The organism is Microbacterium sp. P5_B6, assembly GCF_056400345.1.
Window position 1 is genome coordinate 319,576 of sequence record NZ_JBFULL010000002.1, and the last position, 23,241, is coordinate 342,816.

At 69.9% G+C, this 23,241-nt stretch carries 19 protein-coding genes; 12 read left to right on the top strand and 7 right to left on the bottom strand.

Annotation, left to right across the window (positions count from 1 at the left end; all coding sequences use genetic code 11):
* Position 1: 1 nt before the first annotated feature.
* Complete coding sequence (locus AC1DP3_RS03185; protein WP_477291209.1) at positions 2 to 1,204, bottom strand: aminotransferase class I/II-fold pyridoxal phosphate-dependent enzyme; 1,203 nt, start codon at positions 1,202 to 1,204, stop codon at positions 2 to 4.
* A gap of 99 nt (positions 1,205 to 1,303) precedes the next feature.
* Here AC1DP3_RS03185 and AC1DP3_RS03190 point away from each other — a divergent pair, with 99 nt between their 5' ends.
* Genes AC1DP3_RS03190 through AC1DP3_RS03200 form a run of 3 tightly spaced genes read left to right on the top strand, consistent with a single transcriptional unit; the run spans position 1,304 to position 5,789 of the window.
* Positions 1,304 to 2,932, top strand: coding sequence for a S1C family serine protease (locus AC1DP3_RS03190; RefSeq protein WP_477291211.1), 1,629 nt, complete (start codon positions 1,304 to 1,306; stop codon positions 2,930 to 2,932).
* Positions 2,933 to 2,976: 44 nt separating this feature from the next.
* A complete protein-coding gene (locus AC1DP3_RS03195) occupies positions 2,977 to 4,335 on the top strand; it encodes a CDP-glycerol glycerophosphotransferase family protein (protein ID WP_477291213.1) in 1,359 nt (452 codons plus the stop codon).
* Positions 4,332 to 5,789, top strand: coding sequence for a CDP-glycerol glycerophosphotransferase family protein (locus AC1DP3_RS03200; RefSeq protein WP_477291215.1), 1,458 nt, complete (start codon positions 4,332 to 4,334; stop codon positions 5,787 to 5,789). The genes AC1DP3_RS03195 and AC1DP3_RS03200 overlap by 4 nt, the downstream gene beginning before the upstream one ends.
* Before the next feature lie 51 nt (positions 5,790 to 5,840).
* Here the strand turns inward: AC1DP3_RS03200 and AC1DP3_RS03205 are convergent, their stop codons facing one another.
* Positions 5,841 to 6,935, bottom strand: a complete 1,095-nt coding sequence (locus tag AC1DP3_RS03205) for a glycosyltransferase family 2 protein (protein ID WP_477291217.1) — start codon at positions 6,933 to 6,935, stop codon at positions 5,841 to 5,843.
* A gap of 41 nt (positions 6,936 to 6,976) precedes the next feature.
* Here AC1DP3_RS03205 and AC1DP3_RS03210 point away from each other — a divergent pair, with 41 nt between their 5' ends.
* Complete coding sequence (locus tag AC1DP3_RS03210; protein WP_477291219.1) at positions 6,977 to 8,251, top strand: CDP-glycerol glycerophosphotransferase family protein; 1,275 nt, start codon at positions 6,977 to 6,979, stop codon at positions 8,249 to 8,251.
* A gap of 16 nt (positions 8,252 to 8,267) precedes the next feature.
* Here the strand turns inward: AC1DP3_RS03210 and AC1DP3_RS03215 are convergent, their stop codons facing one another.
* The 3 genes from AC1DP3_RS03215 to AC1DP3_RS03225 all read right to left on the bottom strand — a co-directional run bounded on the left by AC1DP3_RS03215 (position 8,268) and on the right by AC1DP3_RS03225 (position 11,434).
* Positions 8,268 to 9,638: a maltokinase N-terminal cap-like domain-containing protein gene (locus tag AC1DP3_RS03215; protein WP_477291221.1), complete on the bottom strand. Its 1,371-nt coding sequence runs from the start codon at positions 9,636 to 9,638 to the stop codon at positions 8,268 to 8,270.
* A 102-nt stretch (positions 9,639 to 9,740) separates the two neighbouring features.
* Entirely contained in the window at positions 9,741 to 10,691 is a 951-nt protein-coding gene (locus AC1DP3_RS03220) for a hypothetical protein (protein ID WP_477291223.1), read from the bottom strand.
* Between the two features lie 50 nt (positions 10,692 to 10,741).
* Positions 10,742 to 11,434, bottom strand: a complete 693-nt coding sequence (locus AC1DP3_RS03225; protein ID WP_477291225.1) for a phosphocholine cytidylyltransferase family protein — start codon at positions 11,432 to 11,434, stop codon at positions 10,742 to 10,744.
* A 205-nt stretch (positions 11,435 to 11,639) separates the two neighbouring features.
* Between AC1DP3_RS03225 and AC1DP3_RS03230 the strand changes: the two genes are divergently transcribed.
* The 3 genes from AC1DP3_RS03230 to AC1DP3_RS03240 all read left to right on the top strand — a co-directional run bounded on the left by AC1DP3_RS03230 (position 11,640) and on the right by AC1DP3_RS03240 (position 14,878).
* Positions 11,640 to 12,995 carry an ABC transporter ATP-binding protein gene (locus AC1DP3_RS03230; protein ID WP_477291227.1) on the top strand — a complete coding sequence of 452 codons (1,356 nt, stop codon included), beginning with the start codon at positions 11,640 to 11,642 and terminating at the stop codon, positions 12,993 to 12,995.
* The gene (locus AC1DP3_RS03235) at positions 12,971 to 14,539 is read left to right on the top strand and encodes a hypothetical protein (RefSeq protein WP_477291229.1); all 1,569 of its coding nucleotides are present in this window, start codon (positions 12,971 to 12,973) and stop codon (positions 14,537 to 14,539) included. The genes AC1DP3_RS03230 and AC1DP3_RS03235 overlap by 25 nt, the downstream gene beginning before the upstream one ends.
* Before the next feature lie 72 nt (positions 14,540 to 14,611).
* Positions 14,612 to 14,878, top strand: coding sequence for a DUF3039 domain-containing protein (locus AC1DP3_RS03240; protein WP_477291231.1), 267 nt, complete (start codon positions 14,612 to 14,614; stop codon positions 14,876 to 14,878).
* Positions 14,879 to 14,893: 15 nt separating this feature from the next.
* On the opposite strand, the gene AC1DP3_RS03245 is transcribed toward AC1DP3_RS03240, so the two are convergent.
* Positions 14,894 to 16,225: a nicotinate phosphoribosyltransferase gene (locus AC1DP3_RS03245; protein WP_477291233.1), complete on the bottom strand. Its 1,332-nt coding sequence runs from the start codon at positions 16,223 to 16,225 to the stop codon at positions 14,894 to 14,896.
* A 180-nt stretch (positions 16,226 to 16,405) separates the two neighbouring features.
* Here AC1DP3_RS03245 and murI point away from each other — a divergent pair, with 180 nt between their 5' ends.
* The 4 genes from murI to AC1DP3_RS03265 all read left to right on the top strand — a co-directional run bounded on the left by murI (position 16,406) and on the right by AC1DP3_RS03265 (position 19,648).
* On the top strand, positions 16,406 to 17,230 hold the full coding sequence (gene murI, locus AC1DP3_RS03250) for a glutamate racemase (RefSeq protein ID WP_477291235.1): 825 nt from the start codon (positions 16,406 to 16,408) through the stop codon (positions 17,228 to 17,230).
* A gap of 27 nt (positions 17,231 to 17,257) precedes the next feature.
* The gene (gene rph, locus AC1DP3_RS03255; RefSeq protein ID WP_477291237.1) at positions 17,258 to 18,001 is read left to right on the top strand and encodes a ribonuclease PH; all 744 of its coding nucleotides are present in this window, start codon (positions 17,258 to 17,260) and stop codon (positions 17,999 to 18,001) included.
* A 15-nt stretch (positions 18,002 to 18,016) separates the two neighbouring features.
* Positions 18,017 to 18,628 carry an RdgB/HAM1 family non-canonical purine NTP pyrophosphatase gene (rdgB, locus tag AC1DP3_RS03260; RefSeq protein WP_477291239.1) on the top strand — a complete coding sequence of 204 codons (612 nt, stop codon included), beginning with the start codon at positions 18,017 to 18,019 and terminating at the stop codon, positions 18,626 to 18,628.
* Positions 18,629 to 18,727: 99 nt separating this feature from the next.
* Positions 18,728 to 19,648, top strand: coding sequence for a cation diffusion facilitator family transporter (locus AC1DP3_RS03265; RefSeq protein ID WP_477291241.1), 921 nt, complete (start codon positions 18,728 to 18,730; stop codon positions 19,646 to 19,648).
* Between the two features lie 16 nt (positions 19,649 to 19,664).
* On the opposite strand, the gene AC1DP3_RS03270 is transcribed toward AC1DP3_RS03265, so the two are convergent.
* Positions 19,665 to 22,253: an ATP-dependent DNA ligase gene (locus AC1DP3_RS03270; protein ID WP_477291243.1), complete on the bottom strand. Its 2,589-nt coding sequence runs from the start codon at positions 22,251 to 22,253 to the stop codon at positions 19,665 to 19,667.
* A gap of 61 nt (positions 22,254 to 22,314) precedes the next feature.
* Between AC1DP3_RS03270 and ku the strand changes: the two genes are divergently transcribed.
* Positions 22,315 to 23,241 carry a non-homologous end joining protein Ku gene (ku, locus tag AC1DP3_RS03275; RefSeq protein ID WP_477291245.1) on the top strand — a complete coding sequence of 309 codons (927 nt, stop codon included), beginning with the start codon at positions 22,315 to 22,317 and terminating at the stop codon, positions 23,239 to 23,241.

The window sequence follows — 23,241 nt, forward strand, 5'->3', positions numbered from 1 at the left end:
GTCAGCCCGCGAGTGTGCGCAGCCGTTCGGCGGCCTCGTCGAGCACATCGAGCCGCTTGCACGCGGCGAACCGCACGAGGGTGGCGTAGTCGTTCCGATGCCGCTCGCTGGTGAAGGCGGTGAGCGGGATCGCGACCACGCCCGCGCGGTGGGGGAGCTCTCGGCAGAAGTCACCGGCATCCGTCGCCCCGAGAGGACCGGCATCCGCGACCGTGAAATACGAGCCGGCCGGTACTGACACCTCGAAGCCGGCGGCGACCAGGCCTGAGCCGAGAACGTCGCGCTTCACTCGGAGCGCTGCCGCGATGCCCTCGAAGAACGAGTCGGGGAGGCGCAGCCCCACCGCTGTCGCGGGCTGGAAAGGGGCTCCGCTCACGTAGGTGAGCCACTGCTTGACAGCGAGGACCGCATCCACCAGGTCCGCCGGTCCCGTCGCCCAGCCGATCTTCCAGCCCGTGGTCGAGAACGTCTTGCCGCCCGACGAAATGGAGATCGTCCGATCCCAGGCGCCGGGAAGAGAGGCGATCGGCACGTGCGGACCGTCGAAGACGAGATGCTCGTACACCTCGTCGGTGATGATGATCGCGTCGTGCCGGTGCGCGAGCGCCACGATCTCAGCGCGCACCTCGCCGGTGAAGACCGCGCCCGTCGGATTGTGCGGATCGTTCACGAGGATGACGCGCGTGCGATCGGTCACGGCATCCCGCATGCGCTCGAGATCGGGCTGGAAGTCCGGCCAGCGCAGCGGAACCGTCACGAGCCGAGCGCCGGCGAGCGCAACCACTGCCGCGTACGAGTCATAGAAGGGCTCGAACACCACCACTTCGTCATCGGGGCCGTCGATGAGGGCCAGCAGCGAGGCGGCGAGCGCCTCTGTGGCGCCCGCTGTCACCAGCACCTCGCGCGCCGGATCCAGCGACAGTCCGTAGAAGCGGCTCTGGTGCTCGGCGATCGCCGCGAGCAGATCCGGGATGCCGCGACCCGGCGGGTACTGGTTGGCACCGTGTGCGATAGCCGCACGTGCAGCATCGAGCACGGCGGCAGGGCCGTCCTCATCGGGAAAGCCCTGGCCGAGATTCAGTGCGCCGGTGTGGACCGAGAGTGCGCTCATCTCCGCGAAGATGGTGGGGCGGGCTCTGCCGTCCGCACCGATGAGCCCAGCACCTGCGGCGGTGCGCCGCCAGGCGCCCGGAATGTCTCGCATCCGGTTCAGGCTACTCGCATAGACGAGTCCCAACGGGCCCATAAGAAACGCACAGCAAGCGGCGTCACAGTGAGAGCGCTTGTCGAGAAGGAGCACCCCATGACTGACACAACGGGCGAACGTCCCGCAGACCCCGCCGACCGGAACGGCCTCCCCGCGACGCCGCCGGCTCCGGCCGCACCGCCTCAGGCCCCGGCGGGCACCGGTCAGCCGCAGGGCGGGGTGCCCACCCAGCCTCCCGCAGGCTGGCAGCCCCCGTCGCAGGCTCGCCCCGCCGGCACCTACCCGGGGCCGCCGCAGCAGCCCTATGGCCAGCAGCAGCCGTATGGCCAGCAGCAGCCTCAGTACGCGGGCCAGGCGCCCCAGCCCGGGCAGGGCGGGCACCCCGGGTACGCTCCTCACCCCGGTCAGCCCTACGCCTCGTCGTTCGGGCCCGCTGCAGGCCAGACTCAGCCCACGCTTCCGCTCGGGGGCGGCCAGCCCCCGTCAGGATCGGCGCCTTCGGGCGGTCCCGCTCCCGCGCCGGCGCCGAAGAAGAAGTCCGGCGCAGGCAAGGTCGTCGGGCTCATCGTCGCCGCGGCGATCGTCGGCGGGGCAGCCGGCCTCGGCGGTGCTGTCGCGGGCATCGATCTGTTCGGCGACACGGTGGATCGGCCGGCCGCAGGGCCCCAGACCGTCGTCGTCAACGACACCGACTCAGTGACCCAGACGAACGCGATCGCCGCGAAGGTCGTGCCCGCGGTGGTCACCATCTCCGCCACCGGCGACTCCGGAGGCGGCACCGGATCCGGCGTGATCCTCACCCAGGACGGCTACGTCGTGACCAACACGCACGTCGTGACCCTCGACGGTGCGACCTCCAGCGCGACGCTCCGCGTCACTGCCGCCGACGGTAGCGTCTACGACGCCGAGGTCGTCGGTCTCGACCCGACCTACGACCTTGCCGTCATCAAGCTCAAGGACGCCAAGAACCTGCCGACGATCGACTTCGCCTCGTCGTCCGATCTCAATGTCGGCGATGCGACGATGGCCGTGGGAGCGCCGCTGGGCCTCTCGAACACCGTGACCACCGGCATCGTGAGCGCGATCAACCGATCCATCCAGATCGCGTCCTCAGCGGCACCCGACACGGGCGACTCCGAGGACCAGACGCCCCCGGACAACGGCGACCAGGGTCCGTTCCAGTTCGATTTCGGTCAGGGCAACCAGACTCCGCAGTCGAACGAGACCATCTCGATCGCGGTCGTCCAGACCGATGCGGCGATCAACCCCGGCAACTCCGGCGGCGCGCTCGTCGACGGCGAGGGAAAGCTCATCGGGGTCAACGTGGCGATCGCGACGGCGGGCTCTGCGGGTCAGTCGGGGTCGATCGGCGTCGGATTCTCGATCCCGTCCGACATCGTCAAGCGCATCACGGGTGAGCTCATCGACAACGGCGTGGCGACGCATGGCCTGCTGGGTGCCAACGTCCTCCCGGCGGCCTCCATCGAAGGCTCCACGACGACCGGTGCCTACATCAAGGAGGCTGTCGCCGGCGGCGCCGCCGCCGAGGCCGGCCTGCAGGAGGGCGATGTGGTCGTCGAGTTCAACGGCGTGCCCATCACCGATGCGACCGACCTCACGGCTCAGGTGCGCGCCCAGGCCGGGGGAAGCAAGACATCCCTCACCTATGTGCGCGGCGATGTCGAGAAGACCACCGATGTGACGCTGGGGACGCTCGGCGAGTAGCCGCCGATCTCAGGCAGGACGCCACCCCGCGATAGGCTCGCGGGGTGGCGTCCTTCTCTTTCGGCGCGGGCAACGCGGCGAAGCTGGCCCGACTTCCGCTGTATGCAGGCGGGCGCCTCGCGACACTCCTCATCCCTCGCCGCCGCGACGGCGAATGGGTCTTCGGCTGTGCCGTGGGCATCGCCGATGGCGCGCTCGAGCTCTGGCAGGTCGCTCGGGACGAGGGTCAGCGAGCGGTGTGGCTTGTGGCCACTCCTCAGCAGGCTCGGGATGCTGCAGCTCGCGGCATCCCGTCCATCCCGAAGCACTCCCTGCGGGGGTTCTGGCGCACGGCGCGTGCGCGCGTGGTGGTCGTGACCCATGGCTTCGGCGATGTGAATCGCTACGCCGTCACCGGCGCGTTCGTCGTCCAGCTGTGGCACGGCATCCCCCTCAAGCGGATCGGGCTCGACTCGGCCGAGACGCTGCGGCCGCCCGCGGCACTGGGGCGCGGCATCCTGTCGCTCATCGCACGCGGGATGCTCGCGATCGCGTACCGCCGCGCAGCGCGTCGGATACGGGTGCTTCCGGCGGCGTCGCACGTCGTGCGAGGCCGGCTCGAGTCGGCTTTCGGCTTGCCGGATCAGCGGGTTCCGGTCACGGGCGAGCCGCGGGTCGATGTCCTGTCGCGCGGAACGAGCGCGGCCCGCCGATCGCAGGCGCGGGAGCTGATCGACGCTGCCGCGGGACCGCTCCACCCCGCCTCACGGCTCCTGCTGTACGCACCGACCTGGCGTGATGGCGAGCCCGATCCGGCCGTCCCCTCGGCGGCAGAGTGGCGCGCCCTCCTCGAGATCCTCGAGCGCCACGATGCGGTCCTCCTCGTGAGGTCTCATCCGCTCGGGGCCGGCGAGTACCGCCCACCCGTCCCGACCGAGCGGGTGCGTTCGCTGGGAAGCGACCTCGTGGCCGACGTCACACCGCTCCTGCCGGCGCTCGACGCGCTCGTGACGGACTACTCGTCCCTGATCTTCGACTCGTCGCTCGTGCCGCTTCCCGTCGTGTTCCTCGCACCCGACGTCGAGGCCTACGCGCGGCGTCGCGGGTTCTACGGCACGTACGCCGAGGTCGCGGGTGACGAATTGGTCCGCGACTGGGGGAGCGCAGCCGAGCGGCTGGACGCCCTCCTCGGCGATGATGCGGTGCGGGATGCCGCGCTCGACCGCGCGCGCCGGCTCGACAGGCGGGTGCACGCCTATCGTGACGGCGGCAGCACCACTCGGGTGTACCGTGCGATTCTGGCCGGCCTCGGGGCCCCACGGGGCTCCGCCCCAAACCCCCGGCTCGCTGTCGCAGATCCCCAATGGGGCTCCGCCCCAAGCCCCCGGCTCGCTGTCGCAGGCCCTCAGGAAGGAAACCGATGACCGACGCGCGCTTCTCCAGCGACGCGGGCGCCGCGCTGATGCTGACCGGCGACGGACCGCAGCCCGCCTCGATCGAGCTGCGGGGTGCGCGAGCACGGGCAGGAGCCCAGATCAGCGGCGATGGCGTGAAGTGGGAGGCTGTCCTGCCGTTGCGCGCCGCGCGGTGGGGCGGGCCGGAGCTGCCCCTGCCCACAGGCGACTATGCCCTCGTCGTGGAGCACGCCGACGGTGGGAATGCCGAGCCGCCCCCGGCGGTGCCGATCGCACAGCTCGGAACCCTCCGCGCCTCGTTCGACGGTCGCACGGTTCGCATCGGCCCTCCGGTCGACCCCGCCTATGACTCGGGTGAGGCGCAGGCGGCGCTCGAGCGCCGCTATGCCACAAGGCCCAAGGGGCTCGAGAACGCGGTGTTCTTCGAGAGCTTCTACGGCCGGAACGCGAGCTGCAACCCGCTCGCGATCGACCGTGAACTCGCCCGGCGAGTGCCCGGCATCACGCGCTATTGGAGCGTCGTCGATCTCTCGGTGCGCGTGCCCGAGGGGGCTGTACCTGTGGTGGAAGGCAGTCCCGAGTGGTGGCGCGCCCGGGGGTCTGCCCGTCTGCTCATCGTCAATGACTGGCTGCGTCGCCGCTTCGAGCGTCGCAAGGGCCAGGTCGTCCTGCAGACGTGGCACGGGACGCCCCTCAAGCGACTGGCGCTGCACCGCCCGGGGTTCGACCCGCGACGTATGGCCGCGGTCGCACGGGAGTCCCGGCGATGGAACGTGCTCCTGGCCCAGAACCCGTACGGCGCCCGCATCCTCGCCAAGGCCTACGCGTTCCTCACCCGGCCAGTCTGGGTCGAGGGTTACCCGCGCAACGATGTGCTGACGACAGGCGACGCGTCCGAGACGCGCCAGGCACTCGGCATCCGTCCAGCCGATCGCGTGCTCCTCTACGCGCCCACGTGGCGGGACGATCGATCCGAGATGGTCGACTTCATCGATCCGGCGGTGCTCGCCGAGGCCACGGATTCCGTGGTGCTCGTGCGGGGTCATTCCCGCACCCTGCCCGAGGGACGCGATGTGTCCGGTCCCCGGGTCGTCGACGTGACGGGCTTCCCCGATACGTCGCTCCTGCTGCTGGCCGCCGACGCGCTCATCACCGACTATTCCTCGGTCATGTTCGACTTCAGCGTGACCGGCAAGCCCATGTACTTCCTCGTGCCCGACATCGAGCACTATCGCGGCGAACTGCGCGGGTTCTACTTCGATCTCGTCGCGCACGCGCCGGGCTCGGTCGTGCAGACCCAGGACGAGCTGATCGCGGCGATCGCTGACGGCGACACCGGGCGCTTCGCCGGCAAGTACGCGGCGTGGCGGGAGAAGTTCAATTCGCGCGACGACGGCCGTGCCGCCGAGCGAGTGGTCGATCGGATCCTCGACCAGGGGTACATCGACCGCGACCAGCGCTGAGGCGAGGGCCGGCGCTGACCCGCGCTGAGGCGAGGGCCGGGCTCAAGAGGGCTACGGCAGCGGCGTGTTGCGGTCGCCGAGCCGCGAGGTGTCCACGGTGTCGTGCGCGCCGCGCGCGACACCGGCGAGGAAGCCGGTGCCCCAGGTCAGGTGCATGGTGGGCAGGACGCCGGCCGTCCACAGCTTGTCGCGCCATCCGCGCCCGCCTCCGGGTCCGATCGACCACACGGCGATGAGGGCGACGTACGCGAGGACCGGAAGATGGACGATGGATGCGGCAGCCGACCACCACCCTGTCAGAACTCCCGTCAGCTGGAGGACGCCGACGAGGATGCTGAGCGCGATGTCGATCACGAGCGCGGGCGGCGCGAAGAAGCGGAGCGAGTTCCCGCGGCCGAAGCGGCGCACGAGCTCCCCGCGCCAACGGCCTGTGGCATGGAACTGCCGCGCGAGGCGGGTCCAGCTCTCGCGCGGCCAGTAGGTCACCGAGAGGGCGGGGTCGAACCAGACGCGATAGCCGGCGCGGCGGATCCGCAGGTTGAGCTCCCAGTCCTCCCCGCGGCGGATCGACTCGTCGAAGAGTCCCACCTCATCGAGCACCGCGCGTCTCATCACCCCGAGGTAGGCCGACTCGGCCTCGCCTTCGCTGCTGCCGCCGTGGTAGGCGCCGCCGCCGAGTCCCACGGGGGAGTTGTAGGCGCGCGCGACCGCCCGCTGGAAGGGCGTGCGGCCGTCGGCGCGCATCACGCCGCCGATGTTGGCGGCCCGGACGCGCGTGAGCGTGGCCAGGGCATTGCGGGTGTAATCGGGCTGCAGTTCCGAGTGCGCGTCCACCCGGACGACGGTCGGGTAGCGACCGGCGCGGATCGCGGTGTTGAGGCCGATGGGGATGTCGGCGGCGGGGTTGTCGACGAGCACGACGCGCTCGTCTTCCGCGGCGATCCGCCGTGCCAGGTCGGTGGTTCCGTCGGTCGACGGACCCAGTGCGAGGATCAGCTCGAAGGGACCGTCGACCTCCTGGGCGAGGACTGTCTCAACGGCGCGCCGCAGGTAGCCGCGCTCATTGAGCACCGGCATGACGAAGGTGACGCCGGCGTCGTCGGGGACGGCGGGCGCGTCTTTGCGCACGGACTCTGACGACTGCATCCGTCGATCATGGCATGCGGGCCCCCGGGTAGGCTGACGGGGTGGGCGTGGTTGAGGATGGACGTCGAGCGACCAAGCTCCTCGGCAAGGCATTGGCCAATCGCACGGCGGTGCAGGACGTCCGCCGGACTCTCGCGGTGCGGCCCGAGCATCCGGTCGGCCACTACCAGGTGGCGGTCTATTTCGCCGATGGCGCCGTCAACATGTACCAGATGCGTCAGTGGTACAAGCCTCTGGCGGAGCTGTCGAAGCTCTGGCCCGTTGTCGTGCTGAGCCGCTCGGCGACCGGTGCGCAGGCGCTGCTGGCCGAGGACGCGCCCCCTGTCGCATTCGTGCCGACCGTGCGCGACCTGGAACGCTTCATCGCGAAGCAGGACATCCGGGTGGTCCTGTATGTGAATCAGAACACCCGCAACTTCCAGATGTTCCGTTACGGGCGCCGCTGGCATGTCTTCATCAACCACGGCGAGTCCGACAAGTCGTACATGACGACCAATCAGTTCAAGGCGTACGACTACGCCCTGATCGCGGGGGATGCCGCCCGGGAGCGCCTCTCCCGGGTGCTGTGGGACTACGAGCTCGACAAGCGGGCCATCCAGATCGGCCGCCCTCAGGCTGACCACTATTCGGGCGCACTGCCCTATGCCCCCGACGAGCGCACGGTCGTGCTCTACGCGCCGACCTGGGAAGGCGATCGCCCCTCAGCGCACTACGGGTCGATAGAGACGCACGGGGAGGCGCTGGTGACGGCGCTTCTCGCCACCGGCCGCCACCGCGTCATCTATCGGCCGCACCCCCGCTCGGGGGTGGTGCACCACTCGTACGGAGCGGCCAACCAGCGCATCATCGCGGCACTGGCCGCGGGCAACAGGTCCGATCCCGGCGCCGAGCACATCTACGACGACGGACCGGAGCTGGGCTGGCAGCTGGCCGCCGCAGACGTTGCCATCGTCGACATCTCGGCGATGGTCTACGACAGGCTGGCAGCAGGGCGGCCATTGCTCATCACCCGCCCTGTCGACCCTGCAGCGGTCGTCGACATGCACGGGTACCTCTCGGACTGCGAGTGGCTGGATGCCGACGCGGCGCCGGGCGTGGTCGAAGAGACGGAGCGCGTTCTCCGCGACCCGGATGCGGTCGGGCGGTTGAGCGAATGGGTGGCGCGCTACTTCGGCGACACCACCCACGGCACCTCGACCCGTCGCTTCCACGAGGCGATCGCCCGCCTCATGGCAGCCTGGGACGAGTGGCACGCCTCATCCGAGGACGACGACTCCGAGGAGGATGTCGAGGACGAGGCGGACTTCGACGACTGACCGCCGCCGGCGCCGTTCAGCTCACGGCGGCAGGACGCTCCACCAGGAGCGTCACCGCCCGCAGCGGTATCGACACCCAGGTGGGCCGGTTGCGTGTCTCATAGATCGCCTCGTACACGGCCTTGTCGAGCTCGAGGGCGCGCAGGAGCTCGAGCTGTGCGTCGATGGAGACCTCCGACACCTCGGCGTACCCCTGGAGGAATCCGCGCCGAGCGGTCCTGACCCATTCCCGTACGGACTCTCGGGAGCTGGCCGGGTGGTCGAGCCGGATGGAGCCGCCCACGTAGTCGAACGATCGCAGCATGCCGGCGAGGTCGCGAAGGGGGAGGTCGGGCCTCCTGCGCTCCGACATCGGCCGCAGCGGCTCGCCTTCGAAGTCCAGCAGGACCCAGCCGCGGGTGGGATGCTGCAGCACCTGGCCCAGGTGGTAGTCGCCGTGGATGCGCTGCACGGGCGGCCATTCCGATTCGAGAGCTCGCGCGTAGACCGCCTCGATCGACTCCTGCCATTCGGCGATCGCGGGCACCTCGGCGATCGCGATCGCGAGCCGCCGACGCCAGGACTCCGCTACGCCGTCCCGGTCCTCGCGAAGGGTCGCCCGGGTCGGAAAGAGCTTGGCGAGCAGCGTGTGCACCTCGGCGGTGGCGGCGCCGAGGGCCCGCGCGGGTCCACCGAAGTCCTCGCCTGCTGCCGCTGAGCGCAGAGCCACCCGCCAGGCATCCTCGACCCCGGGGAGGAATTCCTGGGCGAAGGCGAGCGAGCCCTCGCGGCTGCCCTGTGCTGTCGCATCGTCCGGCCAGCGGCCCTCGATCGACCCGATCGCCGGGGCGATGTGCGGGGATCCCGCACCTGAGAGCGCCGTGCCGAGTTCGATATCGGGGTTCAGACCGGGATGCAGCTGGCGGAACACCTTGCAGATGACCGGGGTGCCCCCCTCGTCGGCGCTGTAGATGAGGGAGGTGTTCGACTGCTCGCCGGCCAGCACGGTCGCGCGGTGGGGAATCGCGGCGGGCTTCGGCCCGGCGGGGCGCCCGACGACGACCGTGCCGGGACCCGTCGCTTCGCGGCCCTCCATGATGAGCTGCAGCAGCGCCGTCGTGTACGCGGGGTCGAAGGGCCCGTCGATGAAGGTCGTCCCGGGCTCGGGGCTGCCGATGATGTGGTCGGGGTGGGCGTCCACCTCGGCCGTCGACCGGGCGACGACCGGGATCTGGTACAGAACGACGGGCAGAGCGCCTTCGTCCGCGATCAGGAACGTGCGCACCGTCGCGTCGGCGGAGGGCAGGTCCCACCATGCGACGAGACGAAGGCTCGGCAGTCTTCCCTTTGCGGCATACCACCGCTGCCGCGGCATCCACGCCCCAAGGCACGCCAGAGTGCTGTCCATGGTTCGAGACTATTCCGGGCCGCGAGATGACGGCTAGCCTGCCGCACCGGCCCACCCGGCACGGGCGAGGCCGGATCGATCCGCCGTGTCGGCAGAGCGGCTTCAGTCGTCGCCGAGGTCGTCGGGGTCGAGCGAGGGATCGAGCGCCGCGACCCCGGCGTCATCGTTCCTCTTCGGCCCGCGGCGGCCGGCCGACCCGATCACGTGCGCGCCGCGCGTGAGGCCGCCGACGACGGCGCCGCCTGCTCGCCGGATGCCTCGCTCTGCCGCGTACTCGAGCCTTGCGGCACCGGGGCGCGGCTCGAGTTCGAGGGGCAGATCCGCGGGAGCGATGCCGAAGGCCCGACGCGAGCTCACCAGCACCCGCCTCCCGAGGATGTTGTTGCCCGCTCCGCCCACGGCAGCGCCGATGCCGAAGGGGAGCGCCTTGCCGATCCAGGAGGCCCCGCCCCGCACGGCGAAGCTCCGCATGAACGACCGTTTGAGCTGATCGACCAGCGGACCCACCGCGGCGCGCGGAATCGTCTTGGTGACGAGTTCGCCCCAGTACTTGTCGCGGGAGGAGCCCTTGCCGGTCGCCTGACCCGCGAGCTGTGAGACCAGCGCGACTCCCTCCTGACCCAGCATGAGGGCCAGGACCAGCGCTCGGGCGCGATCGGGATTGTCTATGGGGATGCCGTGGACCTCGGCGACGGACTGAGCGAAGAGCGCGGTCGCCTCGAGGAACCCGAGCGTCTCGACACCGCTCAGCGCGAGCGTGACGCCCGTGCCGATACCCGGGACGACGGCCGTCGCCCCGACCGCGGCACCGCCTGTCGTCACCGCCGTGAGGTAGCGGCGCTCGAGGATGCGGACGATCTCGGTGGGGGAGGCAGTGGGATGCCGGAGCCGGATGCTGCGCAGATGCGCGAGGACGACCGGCCGCTGGATCGCGAGCACCCGGTCGAGCGCCCGGACCGTCGTCGGATGCTCGTCGGAGCCGACCGGCGGCAGCCCGCCCACCCAGGGGGAGCCGTCGGGGAGTGAGTGAATGCGGTGCACCTGTTCGGACATCAGCCCGATCCTAGGAGCGACCGCGGGGAGTGCGCGGGGGCTTGACGACGTCAGACGAAGAGGTTCGCCCGCTCGAGGTCTTCTGCGAAGTCGACCTCCACGGCGTACAGGTCCGAGATGTCGAGCGGCTCGAGCCGCACGCCGTCCTCGGCGATTGCGAGCTCCAGGCCGCGCTCGAAGTAGTCCTGGTCATCGACTCTGCTGAGCTGGCGGACGAACGCCTTCTTGTCTGCGCTCGAGATGTAGTTGATGCCGACTGCCTCGCCGATGCCGCCCACGACCGTCTTGGAGAGCTCCTTGATGGAGCCGTCGGCCGCTGTCGTGTACTTGACCTCCTCGTCGCTCACCTTCGAGGTGTTGACGGTGACGAAGGACCGGTCGCGCTCGATGAGAGCAATCGCACGACCGAGGATGCGGGGATCGAAGACGACGTCGCCGTTCATCCACAGGACACCGCTGCGTCCCGTCGCGTTGAGCGCGCGAAGGAGGCTCTTGGACGTGTTCGTCTGGTCATACCGGTCGTTGTAGACGTAGTCGACCTCGGGGAATGCCTCGACGATCGTCTCAGCGCGGTAGCCGACCACCGTCGTGATCCGGGCGGTGGACCCGAACGCAGCACGGATGTTGTCGTGCTGCTGCTGCATGATGCTGCGGCCGTCGTTGAGCTCGGTCAGCGGTTTGGGCAGGCTGCGGCCGAGGCGTGAGCCCATGCCGGCCGCGAGGATGACGGTCTGAAGAGTCAAGATCTGCTCCTGGAGTGTGGAAGTGCACGGTCGATTAACCGAACCGACACTCCTTCGTGCCTGGTACATGGTAGCGAAACCACCTGTGAGGGTGGATAATGCCTGCCCTCCGTTGTCGGATTGTGACATGACCACGTCTGCTAGACGTGGGAAAACATGATGTCCACCCCCGTGCATCTCAAAGCCGAGTTGGTAGGTTTGACCGGTGACAGCCTCCTTGCCGATGCCGAGCGACACCTTTCCGGATGACCCGGACGGGACTGTCGCCGAGGTCGAGGAAGCCCAGATCGTTCCCCTATCTCCCAAGAGCGGCAACGCGCCTCGATCGCCTCGCTCGCCTCGCGCCGGTGCCGGGGCGAAAAGCCCGGGGCTGCCCGCGGCGGTCGACGCAGCGCCGAACCCGGGCCCTCCTCCGCCGCTTCCGCCGGACCTCGTCTCGCCCGCTCCAGAGGGGTACCCCGCAGATATCGTGATCCCGCCTCGCCCGCCCCTGCCCGTGCCGCCGGCGACGACCGCCGATCAGACGCAGCAGACCGATACCGCCCCCGAGTTGGAGGCGCACGTCGAGGTCAGTGAGCCCTTCGTGAGCCCCGGGGAGGACGACGAGGACGAGGCGGCGATCGAACCGGACACCGAGTGGGACCGCGGACCGACGGCAGCGGCGACGGCTGCCGCGCTGACCGCCACCCAGACATCTCCCGAGCCCGTTCTCGACGTGGTCGCCCTCGATGAACCGGAGGCCAACGAGATCACGGACCCTTTCGCGGCATCCGTCGTCCTGGAGGAGGCGGTGTCGACGGCGCCCGCGGCGCTCATGCTCCGCGGCGTGAGCAAGCGCTTCGGCGACACCCGCGCAGTCGACGGGATCGACCTCACCGTGCCCGCGGGGACGTTCTACGGACTCGTGGGCCCGAACGGCGCGGGAAAGACCACGACGCTCTCGCTCATCTCGGGGCTGCTGCGTCCGGACAGCGGCTCCATCCATGTCGGCGGAATCGACGCGCGTACCCACGCGACACAGGCGAAACGGCTCATGGGCGTGCTGCCGGATCGCCTGCGCACGTTCGACCGGCTGACCGGCCGCCAGCTGCTCTACTATTACGGCGTCCTTCGCGGACTGCCCTCAGCCACGGTCGAGAGCCGGATCGCCGACCTGGCGCGCGCGTTCGATCTCGCCGATGCACTCGGACGGACGACCTCCGACTACTCCGCGGGCATGGTGAAGAAGGTGATGCTCGCGGGCGCGCTGATCCATTCGCCACGACTGCTCGTACTCGATGAGCCGTTCGAGTCCGTCGATCCGGTCTCCGGCGCCGTGATCCTGGATATCCTCTCGGCCTACGTCGCCCACGGCGGCACCGTCATCCTCTCGAGTCACGGCATGGAGCTGGTCGAGCGGGTCTGCACACGCGTCGCCGTCATGGTCGCGGGTCAGGTGCTCGCGGAGGGCACCGTGGACGAAGTGCGCGGCGAGCTCACGCTCGAACAGCGCTTCGTCGAGCTCGCAGGGGGCCTCAGCGACGTGGAGGGCCTCGAGTGGCTGCACACCTTCTCCGACTGAGGCTCTCGCTTCTCATCGGAAGTCTGCGGGGCGACCGCCGGCATATGACGCGGGTCGTCGTCGGCCTCGTCATCCTCGGGGTCGCGACCGTCGCAGGATGCCGGGCGCTTCTCACCCTTGCGGATGCCGCAGAGCCGGTCATGTTCGCCGTCACGGTGCTCGGCGGCTCGGCGGTCACGCTCGGGTTCGTCCTCGCGCCGCTCATCGCCGGGGTGACCGATCCGCTGGATCCCCGTCGGTTCACGGTCTTCGGGCTTCCACCGGTGCGACTTGCCGGCGTGCTCGGGGTTGTGGGGTACGTGAGCGTGCCGATCTTCGTCCTCGCGGCCTTCTCGGGCTGCGCCGCGGTCGTGTGGGTAGCTCACGGGACGTCGTGGGGCGCGGCCGTGGCCGGCGCCATCCTCCAGGTGACCACATGCGTGCTCATCGCCCGTGTCTTCCTGGCGCTCACGTCGATGTTCCTGGCGGACCGGCGCTCTCGCGAGCTCTCCGGGCTCTTCGCTTTGACGATCCTCGTGGTCGTGGTTCCGGTGGCCGTCTTCCTCGCCTCCCTCGAATGGAACGGCGTGGTCCCGACTCAGCTCACGGAGGCTGCCGAGGTGCTGGCGATCACACCCCTCGGGGCCGCGGTCGCGTTCCCGGGTCTTCACACGCCGGGCTCGGCGGACGCATGGCTGAGCCTGCTCATCGCCCTCGGGACGATCGTCGTCCTCGCGGCGGTGTGGGTGTGGCTCGTGCGCCGCATCCTCAGCAGCACCGAGCGGCCGGTCTCGAGTCGTGAGCGCGGCGGCTTGGGCTGGTTCGCTGTCGCCCCGGGCACGCCGGGCGGCGCCATCGCCGCTCGGAGCCTCATCTACTGGTTCGGCGACCGCCGCCACCTCGCGAATCTCATCGTTGTCCCCATCGCGGCAGCCCTCACCGTCGTCCCCCTCGCCATCGCCGGCGTCCCGCCCGAGCTCCTCGCCCTGGTACCCGTGCCACTCGCGGCGCTGTTCCTCGGCTGGCTTCCGCACAATGACCTCGCGTACGATTCGACGGCGGTCTGGATGCACTTCGCCGCAGGCATCCGGGGGTCTTCCGATCGCATCGGGCGCCTCGTGCCGATCCTCCTGATCGGCATTCCCACGCTCGCGATCGCGATTCCGTTCGCCATCTCGCTCCACGGGCGATGGGCGCTGCTGCCCGCGATGGCGGGCGTGTGCACCGCGCTGTTCCTCACGGGGCTCGGGCTCTCGAGCATCTCGTCGGTCGTCTGGCCGTACCCCGCGAGCAGACCGGGGGAGAGCCCCTTCCAGCAGCCGCCGCGTGTCGGGTCGGGGAGCGCGCTCACCCAGTCGTTCGTGATGCTCGGAGCCCTCGTGCTCAGCGCGCCAGCGCTCTGGTGGGGATGGGTCGCACTGACGACCGACATCGAGGCGGCCTCGCTGGCGCTGTGGGGCGGCATCGCGATCGGACTCACCGTCCTGGTGATCGGCGTCGGCGTCGGATCGATCGCATTCCAGCGCCGGGGTGGCCGGCTCATGGAGTTCGCCGAGTCCAACTGAGCTCTCGACGGAGGCGTCCGCATCCGATTCCCGCGCCCCTCCCACCGCTCACCCGGACTACACTGGCGGTCTATGAGCACCCCCGCAGGCCGCCCCGATCAGGGCGGCACGGCCACCCTCGACCGAGAGCTCGAAGAGCTCATCCGCGAGGAATCGATCGAGCCCGGCGACCATGAGCGCTTCTCGCACTACGTGAAGAAGGACAAGATCCTCGAGTCCGCGATCACCGGCAAGCCCGTGCGGGCGCTGTGCGGCAAGAAGTGGACTCCGGGGCGCGACCCCGAGAAGTTCCCCGTCTGCCCGACCTGCAAAGAGATCTACGAGTCTCTGATCAGCTGACGCGCGAGACGGTGGTCAGCGGGCCTCGACGAAGACAGTCGGGATCGCCGGATCCGATCGGCTGAGTCCCAGGCCGTGCACCGGCAGCTCCTGACGCGCCCTCGCGTGGTGGTCGCGTGCCGCCTGGACTCCGGCGGTCCCCTCGAATGACGGGTCGATCTCCCCTGCCACGATGAGCGGAACGTGCAGGGCGCGGGCGCCGGGATGCTCGGCCCCGGTCTCGACCGGTTCGTAGCCGTCCGATACGGCGATCAGCTCGCTTGTCGCCGTTCCATCCTCGAGGGTGCGGAAGGCAGCCTTGCGGCCGCCCCTGGAGGCCTTGTCGGCGGAGGCCTTGGCCACCCCGACCCAGGAGCCGTCGGACGACTGACGTGCGACGAGCTTGTAGACCATGCCCGCGGTCGGCGTGCCCGACCCCGTCACTACCGAGGTCCCGACGCCGTACGCATCCACGGGGGATGCCGCGAGGGCGGCGATCGCGTACTCGTCGAGGTCGCTCGTCACAGTGATCCGCGTCCCGGTGGCGCCGAGCTCGTCGAGCTGCGCACGCACCGCCGCCGCCACGATCGGGAGGTCGCCCGAGTCGATGCGCACGCCGCCGAGCTGTGTGCCGGCCACACGAACGGCCGTCTCGACGCCCGTGCGGATGTCATAGGTGTCGATGAGCAGGGTCGTGTCGGCCCCGACCGCGGCGACCTGCGCACGGAAGGCATCTTCTTCGTTGTCATGAAGGAGGGTCCAGGCGTGCGCGGCGGTGCCCATGGTCGGGATGCCCCAGCGCCGGCCGGCCTCGAGGTTCGAGGTCGCGCCGAACCCCGCGATGTAGGCCGCCCGCGCCGCGGCGACGGCGGACTGCTCACCGGCGCGGCGAGACCCCATCTCGGCGAGCGGCCGGTCGCCGGCCGCGATCGTCATGCGGGCGGCAGCGGTCGCGATGGCGGAGTCGTGGTTGAGGACGCTCAGCGCGAGGGTCTCGAGCAGGACCGCTTCGGCGAAGGTGCCCTCCACCGTGAGGATGGGCGACCCCGGGAAGTAGAGCTCGCCCTCCCGGTACCCCGTCATCGAGCCGGTGAACCGGTAGCCCTCGAGGTACGCGAGGGTGCCGGCATCCACCACCTTCTCATCGCGCAGGTACCGCAGCTCGTCGTCGCCGAAGCGGAAGTCCCGAAGCAGTCCGAGGAGCCGGCCTGTCCCCGCGACGACTCCGAAGCGACGGGCCCCTGGCAGGCGCCGTCCGAACAGCTCGAACACGCAGCGGCGGTCGGCGGTGCCATCGCGAAGTGCTGCGCCGAGCATCGTGAGCTCGTACCGGTCGGTGTGCAGGGCGGTGCTCGCCGGGGCGGTCATGCGGTCAGCCTAGTCAGGAGGGGGCGCGGCGAAGCCGCCGACGAGCGAAGCGAGTCCTCGCGGGGATCTCCCCGCGATCAATTGAAGGCGCGCGCGGCGAAGCCGCTGACGAGCGCAGCGAGTCCTCGCGGGGACCTCCCCGCGATCAAGCAAACAGAGCCTGGCGTAGGCTGGACGATCGTGAACGACGCGCCGATCGGCATCTTCGACTCCGGGGTCGGCGGACTCACCGTCGCCCGGGCGATCTCCGCGCAGCTCCCGCGCGAGTCGATGCTGTACATCGGCGACACCGCACACTCGCCGTACGGACCGAAGCCCATCGCCGACGTCAGACGCTATTCGCTCGAAGTGCTCGACACCCTGGTCGATGAGGGCGTCAAGATGCTCGTGATCGCGTGCAACACGGCGTCCGCCGCCATGCTGCGCGATGCCCGGGAGCGCTACGACATCCCGGTGGTGGAGGTCATCGGCCCGGCCGTGCGCACCGCGATGTCGACGACCCGCAACGGGCGGATCGGGGTGATCGGCACAGCGGGCACGATCGGCTCGCGGGCCTACCAGGACATGCTCGAGGTCAACGAGCTGCTCACCGTCTTCGCGCAGCCCTGCCCGCGCTTCGTCGAGTTCGTCGAGGCGGGTATCACAGACTCGCCGGAGGTGCTCGCCGTCGCCGAGGAGTACCTCGCGCCCATGCGTGACGCCGCCGTCGACACCCTGGTGCTCGGCTGCACCCACTACCCCTTCCTGGAGGGCGCGATCAGCTACGTGATGGGCCCCGATGTGTCGCTGGTCTCGAGCGACACCGAGACGGCCAAGGACGTCTACCGTCAGCTGGTCTCCCGCGACCTCCTTGCGGGTCCGGATGCCGCTCCCCGCCACGTCTATGAAGCCACCGGCGACTCCGCCGATGAGTTCCTGCGCCTGGCGCACCGGCTGATGGGTCGCGAGGTGACCGACGTCCGCCTCGTGCAGACGGGCGCCATCGACCTGCCGTCGGCCCGCTGAGGCATCCATCCCCTTGAGAGGATCCGCATGACCGACATCGTTCGCGCCGACGGCCGCGCCACCGACCAGCTCCGCCCCATCGTCATCGAGCGAGGCTGGAGCAGCCAGGCCGAAGGGTCTGCACTCATCTCATTCGGGAACACCAAGGTGCTGTGCACCGCGTCGTTCACGAACGGCGTGCCGCGCTGGCTGAACGGCAAGGGCAAGGGGTGGATCACCGCCGAGTACGCGATGCTCCCGCGAGCCACGAACGACCGCAACGACCGCGAATCGGTCAAGGGGCGCATCGGCGGACGGACGCATGAGATCTCCCGGCTCATCGGCCGCGCGCTGCGCTCGGTCGTCGACACCAAGGCGCTCGGCGAGAACACGATCGTGATCGACTGCGACGTGCTGCAGGCCGACGGCGGCACCCGCACGGCCGCCATCACCGGCGCGTATGTCGCCCTCGCCGATGCCATCGAGTGGGCTCGGGGCAAGAAGTTCGTCGGCCAGAAGGCCCAGGTGCTGATCGACTCGGTCGCGGCGGTGTCGGTGGGCATCATCGACGGCGAGCCCATGCTGGATCTGCCCTATGTCGAAGACGTGAGGGCCGAGACCGACATGAACGTCGTCGTGACCGGTCGGGGCCTTTTCGTCGAGGTTCAGGGGACGGCAGAGGGCGCGCCGTTCGACAAGCGCGAGCTGGATGCGCTCCTCGAGCTGGCGGTCAACGGCTGCGCCGAGCTGCGCGACATCCAGGCTGCGGCTCTCGCTCCCGCTGCCGAATAGTCCGGCATCCCGAGAATGTCCACCACGTCGGCCCTTCAGCGGGTGGTCCTCGCGACGCACAACGCCCACAAGGTCCAGGAGTTCCAGGCGATCATCGCGGCGACGCGTCCCGATCTCGAGGTGATCGGCTACGACGGTCCCGAGCCCGTCGAGGACGGCACGACCTTCGCGGCCAACGCCCTCATCAAGGCCCGCGCGGCGGCTGCACACACCGGCCTTCCCGCGCTGGCCGACGACTCGGGCATCTCGGTCGATGTGCTCGGCGGTGCTCCCGGGGTCTTCTCCGCCTACTGGGCCGGGCATGCGAAGGATGCCGCCGCCAACCTGAACCTGCTGCTCGACCAGCTGCTCGACATCCGCGATCCGCATCGCACCGCCCAGTTCGTCTCAACGATCGCCCTCGTCGTGCCCGGCGGGGACGAGCACGTGGTCGAGGGGATCTGGCCCGGCAGGCTGGCAGCCGAGGCATCCGGGTCCGGCGGTTTCGGCTACGACCCGATCTTCATCCCCGACGACCAGACCGGAGCCGAGCGCACCGTGGGTGAGTGGGCCGCGTCGGAGAAGAATGAGGCTTCGCACCGCGCCCGCGCGTTCCGTGCCCTCGTTCCCCTCATCGCACGTCTCTGAACCCGCCTCAGCGCATCGCCGCTGAGCCTGAGAATCACTCTCATTCCCGACACCGGCGAACCGGGCGACCCGTGGATGCTGCGGGCATAGCCTGACGGCATGCACGATCATGCGCACGGGGCGGGCGGAGGCATCCGCTCGCTCAGCAATCGGCGCCTGCTTGCGATCTCGCTCGCGATCACCGCGCTGGTCATGGTGGTGCAGATCGCGGGATCGGCGCTGTCCGGTTCGCTTGCTCTGCTCGCCGACGCGGGACACATGTTCGCAGACGCCGCGGCTCTCGTGATCGCCTTGATCGCGAGCTCTGTCGCCGCGCGTCCCGCCGACGACCGCCGCACCTTCGGGTATCAGCGCGCGGAGGTGCTCGGCGCGCTCGTCAACGGGGCCATTCTCGTCGTGCTCGCCGTGTGGATCGGCGTCGAGGCGGTCCAGCGGCTCATGGACCCCGCTCAGCTGGAGGTGTCCGGAGGCCTCATGCTGCTCGTGGCGGTGGTGGGTCTCGTGGGGAACGCGTGTGCGCTCTGGCTGCTGAGCGCGGCCCAGAAGACGAGCATCAACGTCCGTGGCGCGTACGTCGAGGTGCTGGGCGACCTTCTCGGGTCGGCGGCCGTCATCATCGCGGCGGTCCTCGTGCTCACGACCGGGTGGATGCAGGCCGACGCGGTGGCGTCGCTGGTGATCGCGGCGATGATCGTGCCGCGCGCCGTCGGCCTGCTGCGCGAGGTCGTCTCCGTCCTCAGCGAGTCATCGCCCCGGGACGTGCAGGTGCAGACGATCCGCGAGCACATCCTGTCCACTCCCGGAGTGGTCGACGTGCATGATCTGCACGTCTGGCAGCTCACTCGGGGCGCTCCGGTGTTGAGCGCGCACGTCGTGGTCGAGGCGGACTCGCTGAGCGGGGGCCGTTCCGGTGAGATCCTCGAGCAGCTGCAGGGGTGCCTGGCTCAGCACTTCGATGTCGATCACTCGACCTTCCAGCTCGAGCCCGCGGGCCACGTCGAGCACGACTCGCACGCCTGACCCGCCCTGGGGGTGGCTAGCCGCGCACCGCGGATTCGCGCACGACCTCCTCGGGCCGCTTGTCGGGACGCAGTCCTCGCCACCGGGAGTGCCGCAGGATTCCCCCCGGCGTGAACTCGCCGAACTCGACCTCCGCGACCAGCTCCGGACGCAGCCACTGCACGTCTCGTGCGTCGAGCGGTGGCACGCCCACCAGCGGGTTCTCGTCGGTGTGCAGCTCCTCCAGCTGCTTCTGCAGAGACCGAAGCGCCGCGTCGCTGAAACCCGTGCCCACCTTGCCTGCGTACTCCAGCCCGCGGGGTCCCGGGATGCCCAGCAGGAGCGATCCGAAGGTCGACGAGCGGCCGCCCTGCCCCGGGCGGATCCCCGCCAGGACGACCTCCTGGCTCTGGGTGAGCTTCACTTTCAGCCACGCGTCCGTCCGGACGCCTCGGCGGTAGGGAGAGCGCGGGTCTTTCACCACAACCCCCTCGAGCGCGAACCGACGGCTCGCGTCGAGCGCAGCATCCACGTCGTCGAAGATCGGCGGGACGACGATGCTCGGGATGCTGTTCCCGGCCACCTCCTCGAGCACCCTGCGCCGCTCGACCAGGGGCAGTGCGGTGACATCATGGCCGCGGGCGACGAGGACATCGAAGAGGTAGTAGAGGACGGGCGCCCGCTTCGCCTCGCGGGCCACGTCGCCGGCTCTCACCAGGTTCATGCGGGTCTGCAGCAGGGCGAAGCTCGGACGCCCCCCGTCGAGCGCGACGATCTCACCGTCGATCACCGCGGGCTCGTCGCCGAGATCGGCATCGACGTCCGTGATCTCGGGATACTTGGCGGTCACGTCGTTGCCGCTGCGGGCGACAAGGCGAAGGCGGTGCCCGTCCCACACGCCGATCGCGCGGATGCCGTCCCATTTCGCCTCGGCCCACACGGGGTCGCCCCACGATCGGGCGTCCGACCGCGCGCGCTCGGGGGTCGCGATGGTGGATTGCATCGTGCGCAGGTCGACGGCGGGGGGCGGCCACGCCGCGGGGGGACAGGATGCCAGCACATCCGCCACGTCTCCTGATGCGGTCGGCTCGCTCGGCCGTACCGGCGGATCCGGCCGCGCCGGGGAATCCGGCCGCGCTGACGGTGCCCTCGAGGCTGCGGCGCCTCGGGGCTCGTCCGCCTGCGGTGAGGGCTCGACGGGCGTGCCGTCCGGCTGCGGCCGGCCTGCGGCATCCGTCTTCATGCGGTGCAGGAGCCAGCTCGACTTCTCGCCCTCGCCCTCGGTGCGGATCAGGGCCAGCCGCACCCGGCCGAGCGGTCCGCCCGGACGGCCCTCGGCGGTGAAGATGATCTCGTCGTCGCGCCACTTCTCGAGCTCGTAGCGTCCGTCGTCCCAGATCGTGACGGTGCCACCGCCGTACTCGCCGCGCGGGATCGTCCCCTCGAAGGTCGCGTACTCCATCGGGTGGTCCTCGGTCTGGACGGCGAGGCTGTTGCGACGATACGAGTGCGGCACCCCCCGGGGGACCGCCCAGCTCACGAGCACACCGTCGCGCTCGAGGCGGAAGTCCCAGTGCAGCCGCGAGGCGTGGTGCTCCTGAATGACGAACGTCGGAAGCTCGCCGGGTGCGGTGGCGGCGCCGGACGGGTTCGCGGGGACCGGCTCGGGTGTGCGGGATGCCGAGCGCTTCGCGATATAGGTGCTGAGCGGGCCCTCCTCGGCGGCCCGACCGCCCGCGTGGAATCCCAGCGGTGACATGGGGTCGCCCAGTTCCTCGACGCGGTCCAGCACCTCGTCGAACCGCAGCTGACGAAGGTCGGGGTCGTCGATCTCGTCCCATGTGCGAGGCACCGCCACCGTGGGCTGCATGCGGCCCCGCAGCGAGTACGGGGCGATCGTCGTCTTGGAGCCGTTGTTCTGGCTCCAGTCGATGAGCACGCGCTCATCGCGGATCGACTTCTTCATGCTGCTCACCACGAGCTCGGGATGGTCCGCCTCGATCGCGCGGGCGAGTTCGTGCGCGATCGCCGACGCCTGCTCGCTCGACTGACCGGGCGGGAGTGCGGTGTAGAGCTGGATGCCCTTGCTTCCGCTGGTCACGGGAAAGGGCTCGAGGCTCATGTCGAGGAGGATCTCGCGCGCCCAGCGGGCGACCTGGGCGCATTCGGCAAGCCCGGCTCCGGGACCGGGGTCCAGGTCGAGTACGAGCCGGTCGGCATCCCCTCGCTCGCCCGACGGCGTGAATCGCCACTGCGGCACGTGGAGCTCGAGGCTCGCCACCTGCGCGAGGTAGACGATCGTCGGCACGTCCCCGGCGATGGGATAGTCCTTGGGGCCGCCTGAGTGGGGGATCGGCAGTCGCCGCACCCACTCGGGCGCACCGCGTTCGAGATCCTTCGCGAAGAACGACTGCTCGGGATGCTCCGCTGTGCCGACGCCGTCGGGCCAGCGCTTGCGCGTCACCGGTCGACCGATGACGTGCGGGATCATCGTGGTGGCGATGCGCGAGTAGTAGTCGATCACCTCGGCCTTGGTCGTGCCCGCCTCGGGGTAGAGCACCTTCTCGAGATTCGTCAGCCGCAGGCGTCGCCCGCCGATGCGGACAAGCTGATCGTTCCCGGGCATGGCACCATCCTGCCCCGTCCAGGCCTAGCCGTGACGGGCGCGACCGGTGTGTACTGGTGGGATGAGATCGATCTGGAAGGGTGCACTGACCTTCGGCCTGGTGAACGTGCCGGTGAAGGTGTACTCGGCGACCGAAGACCACGATGTCTCGCTGCACCAGGTGCACAACAAGGACGGCGGTCGGATCAGGTACCAGCGGATCTGCGAGATCGATGGCGAGGTCGTCCCCTTCCAGGACATCGACAAGGCCTATGACGACGGTGACAAGACCGTCGTCCTCACCAAAGACGACCTGGCGTCGCTTCCTGCAGAGCGCAGTCGCGAGATCGACGTGGTGGAGTTCGTGCCCAGTGAGCAGGTGGATCCACTCACGTTCGACCGCGCGTACTACCTCGAGCCGGACTCTGCGTCTCCCAAGGCGTACGTGCTGCTGCGCAAGACGCTCGAGCAGACCGACCGCACGGCGATCGTCCGCTTCTCGCTGCGGCAGAAGACCCGGCTGGCGGCCCTCCGCGTGCGCGGTGATGTGCTCGTGCTCCAGACGCTGCTCTGGGCGGACGAGGTCCGTGAAGCCGCCTTCCCGTCGCTGGGGGAGTCCGTGCGGATCTCGGCGAAGGAGCTCGAGCTCTCGGCATCCCTCGTCGAGAGCTTCTCGAGTGAGTTCGATCCCGCAGAGTTCACCGACGAGTACCAGGAGGAGCTGCGCACCCTCATCCGCGCCAAGCTCGAACAGGGCGATGCGCTCGACACGGCCGAGACCTTCGGGGAGCAGGAAGAGGCGGCCGGCGGCGAGGTCATCGACCTCATGGAGGCGCTGCGTGCGTCGGTCGAGCGGTCGCGCGCGGCCCGCGGTGGCGGCGCTTCCACGGACAAGGCGACGGATGCTGCTCCGGCCGCGGCCAAGCGCTCGGCGTCGACGAAGCCGGCGTCCGGGGCGAAGGCCGCTCCGAAGGCTGCTCCGAAGAAGAAGGCCTCGAAGGCGTCCTGA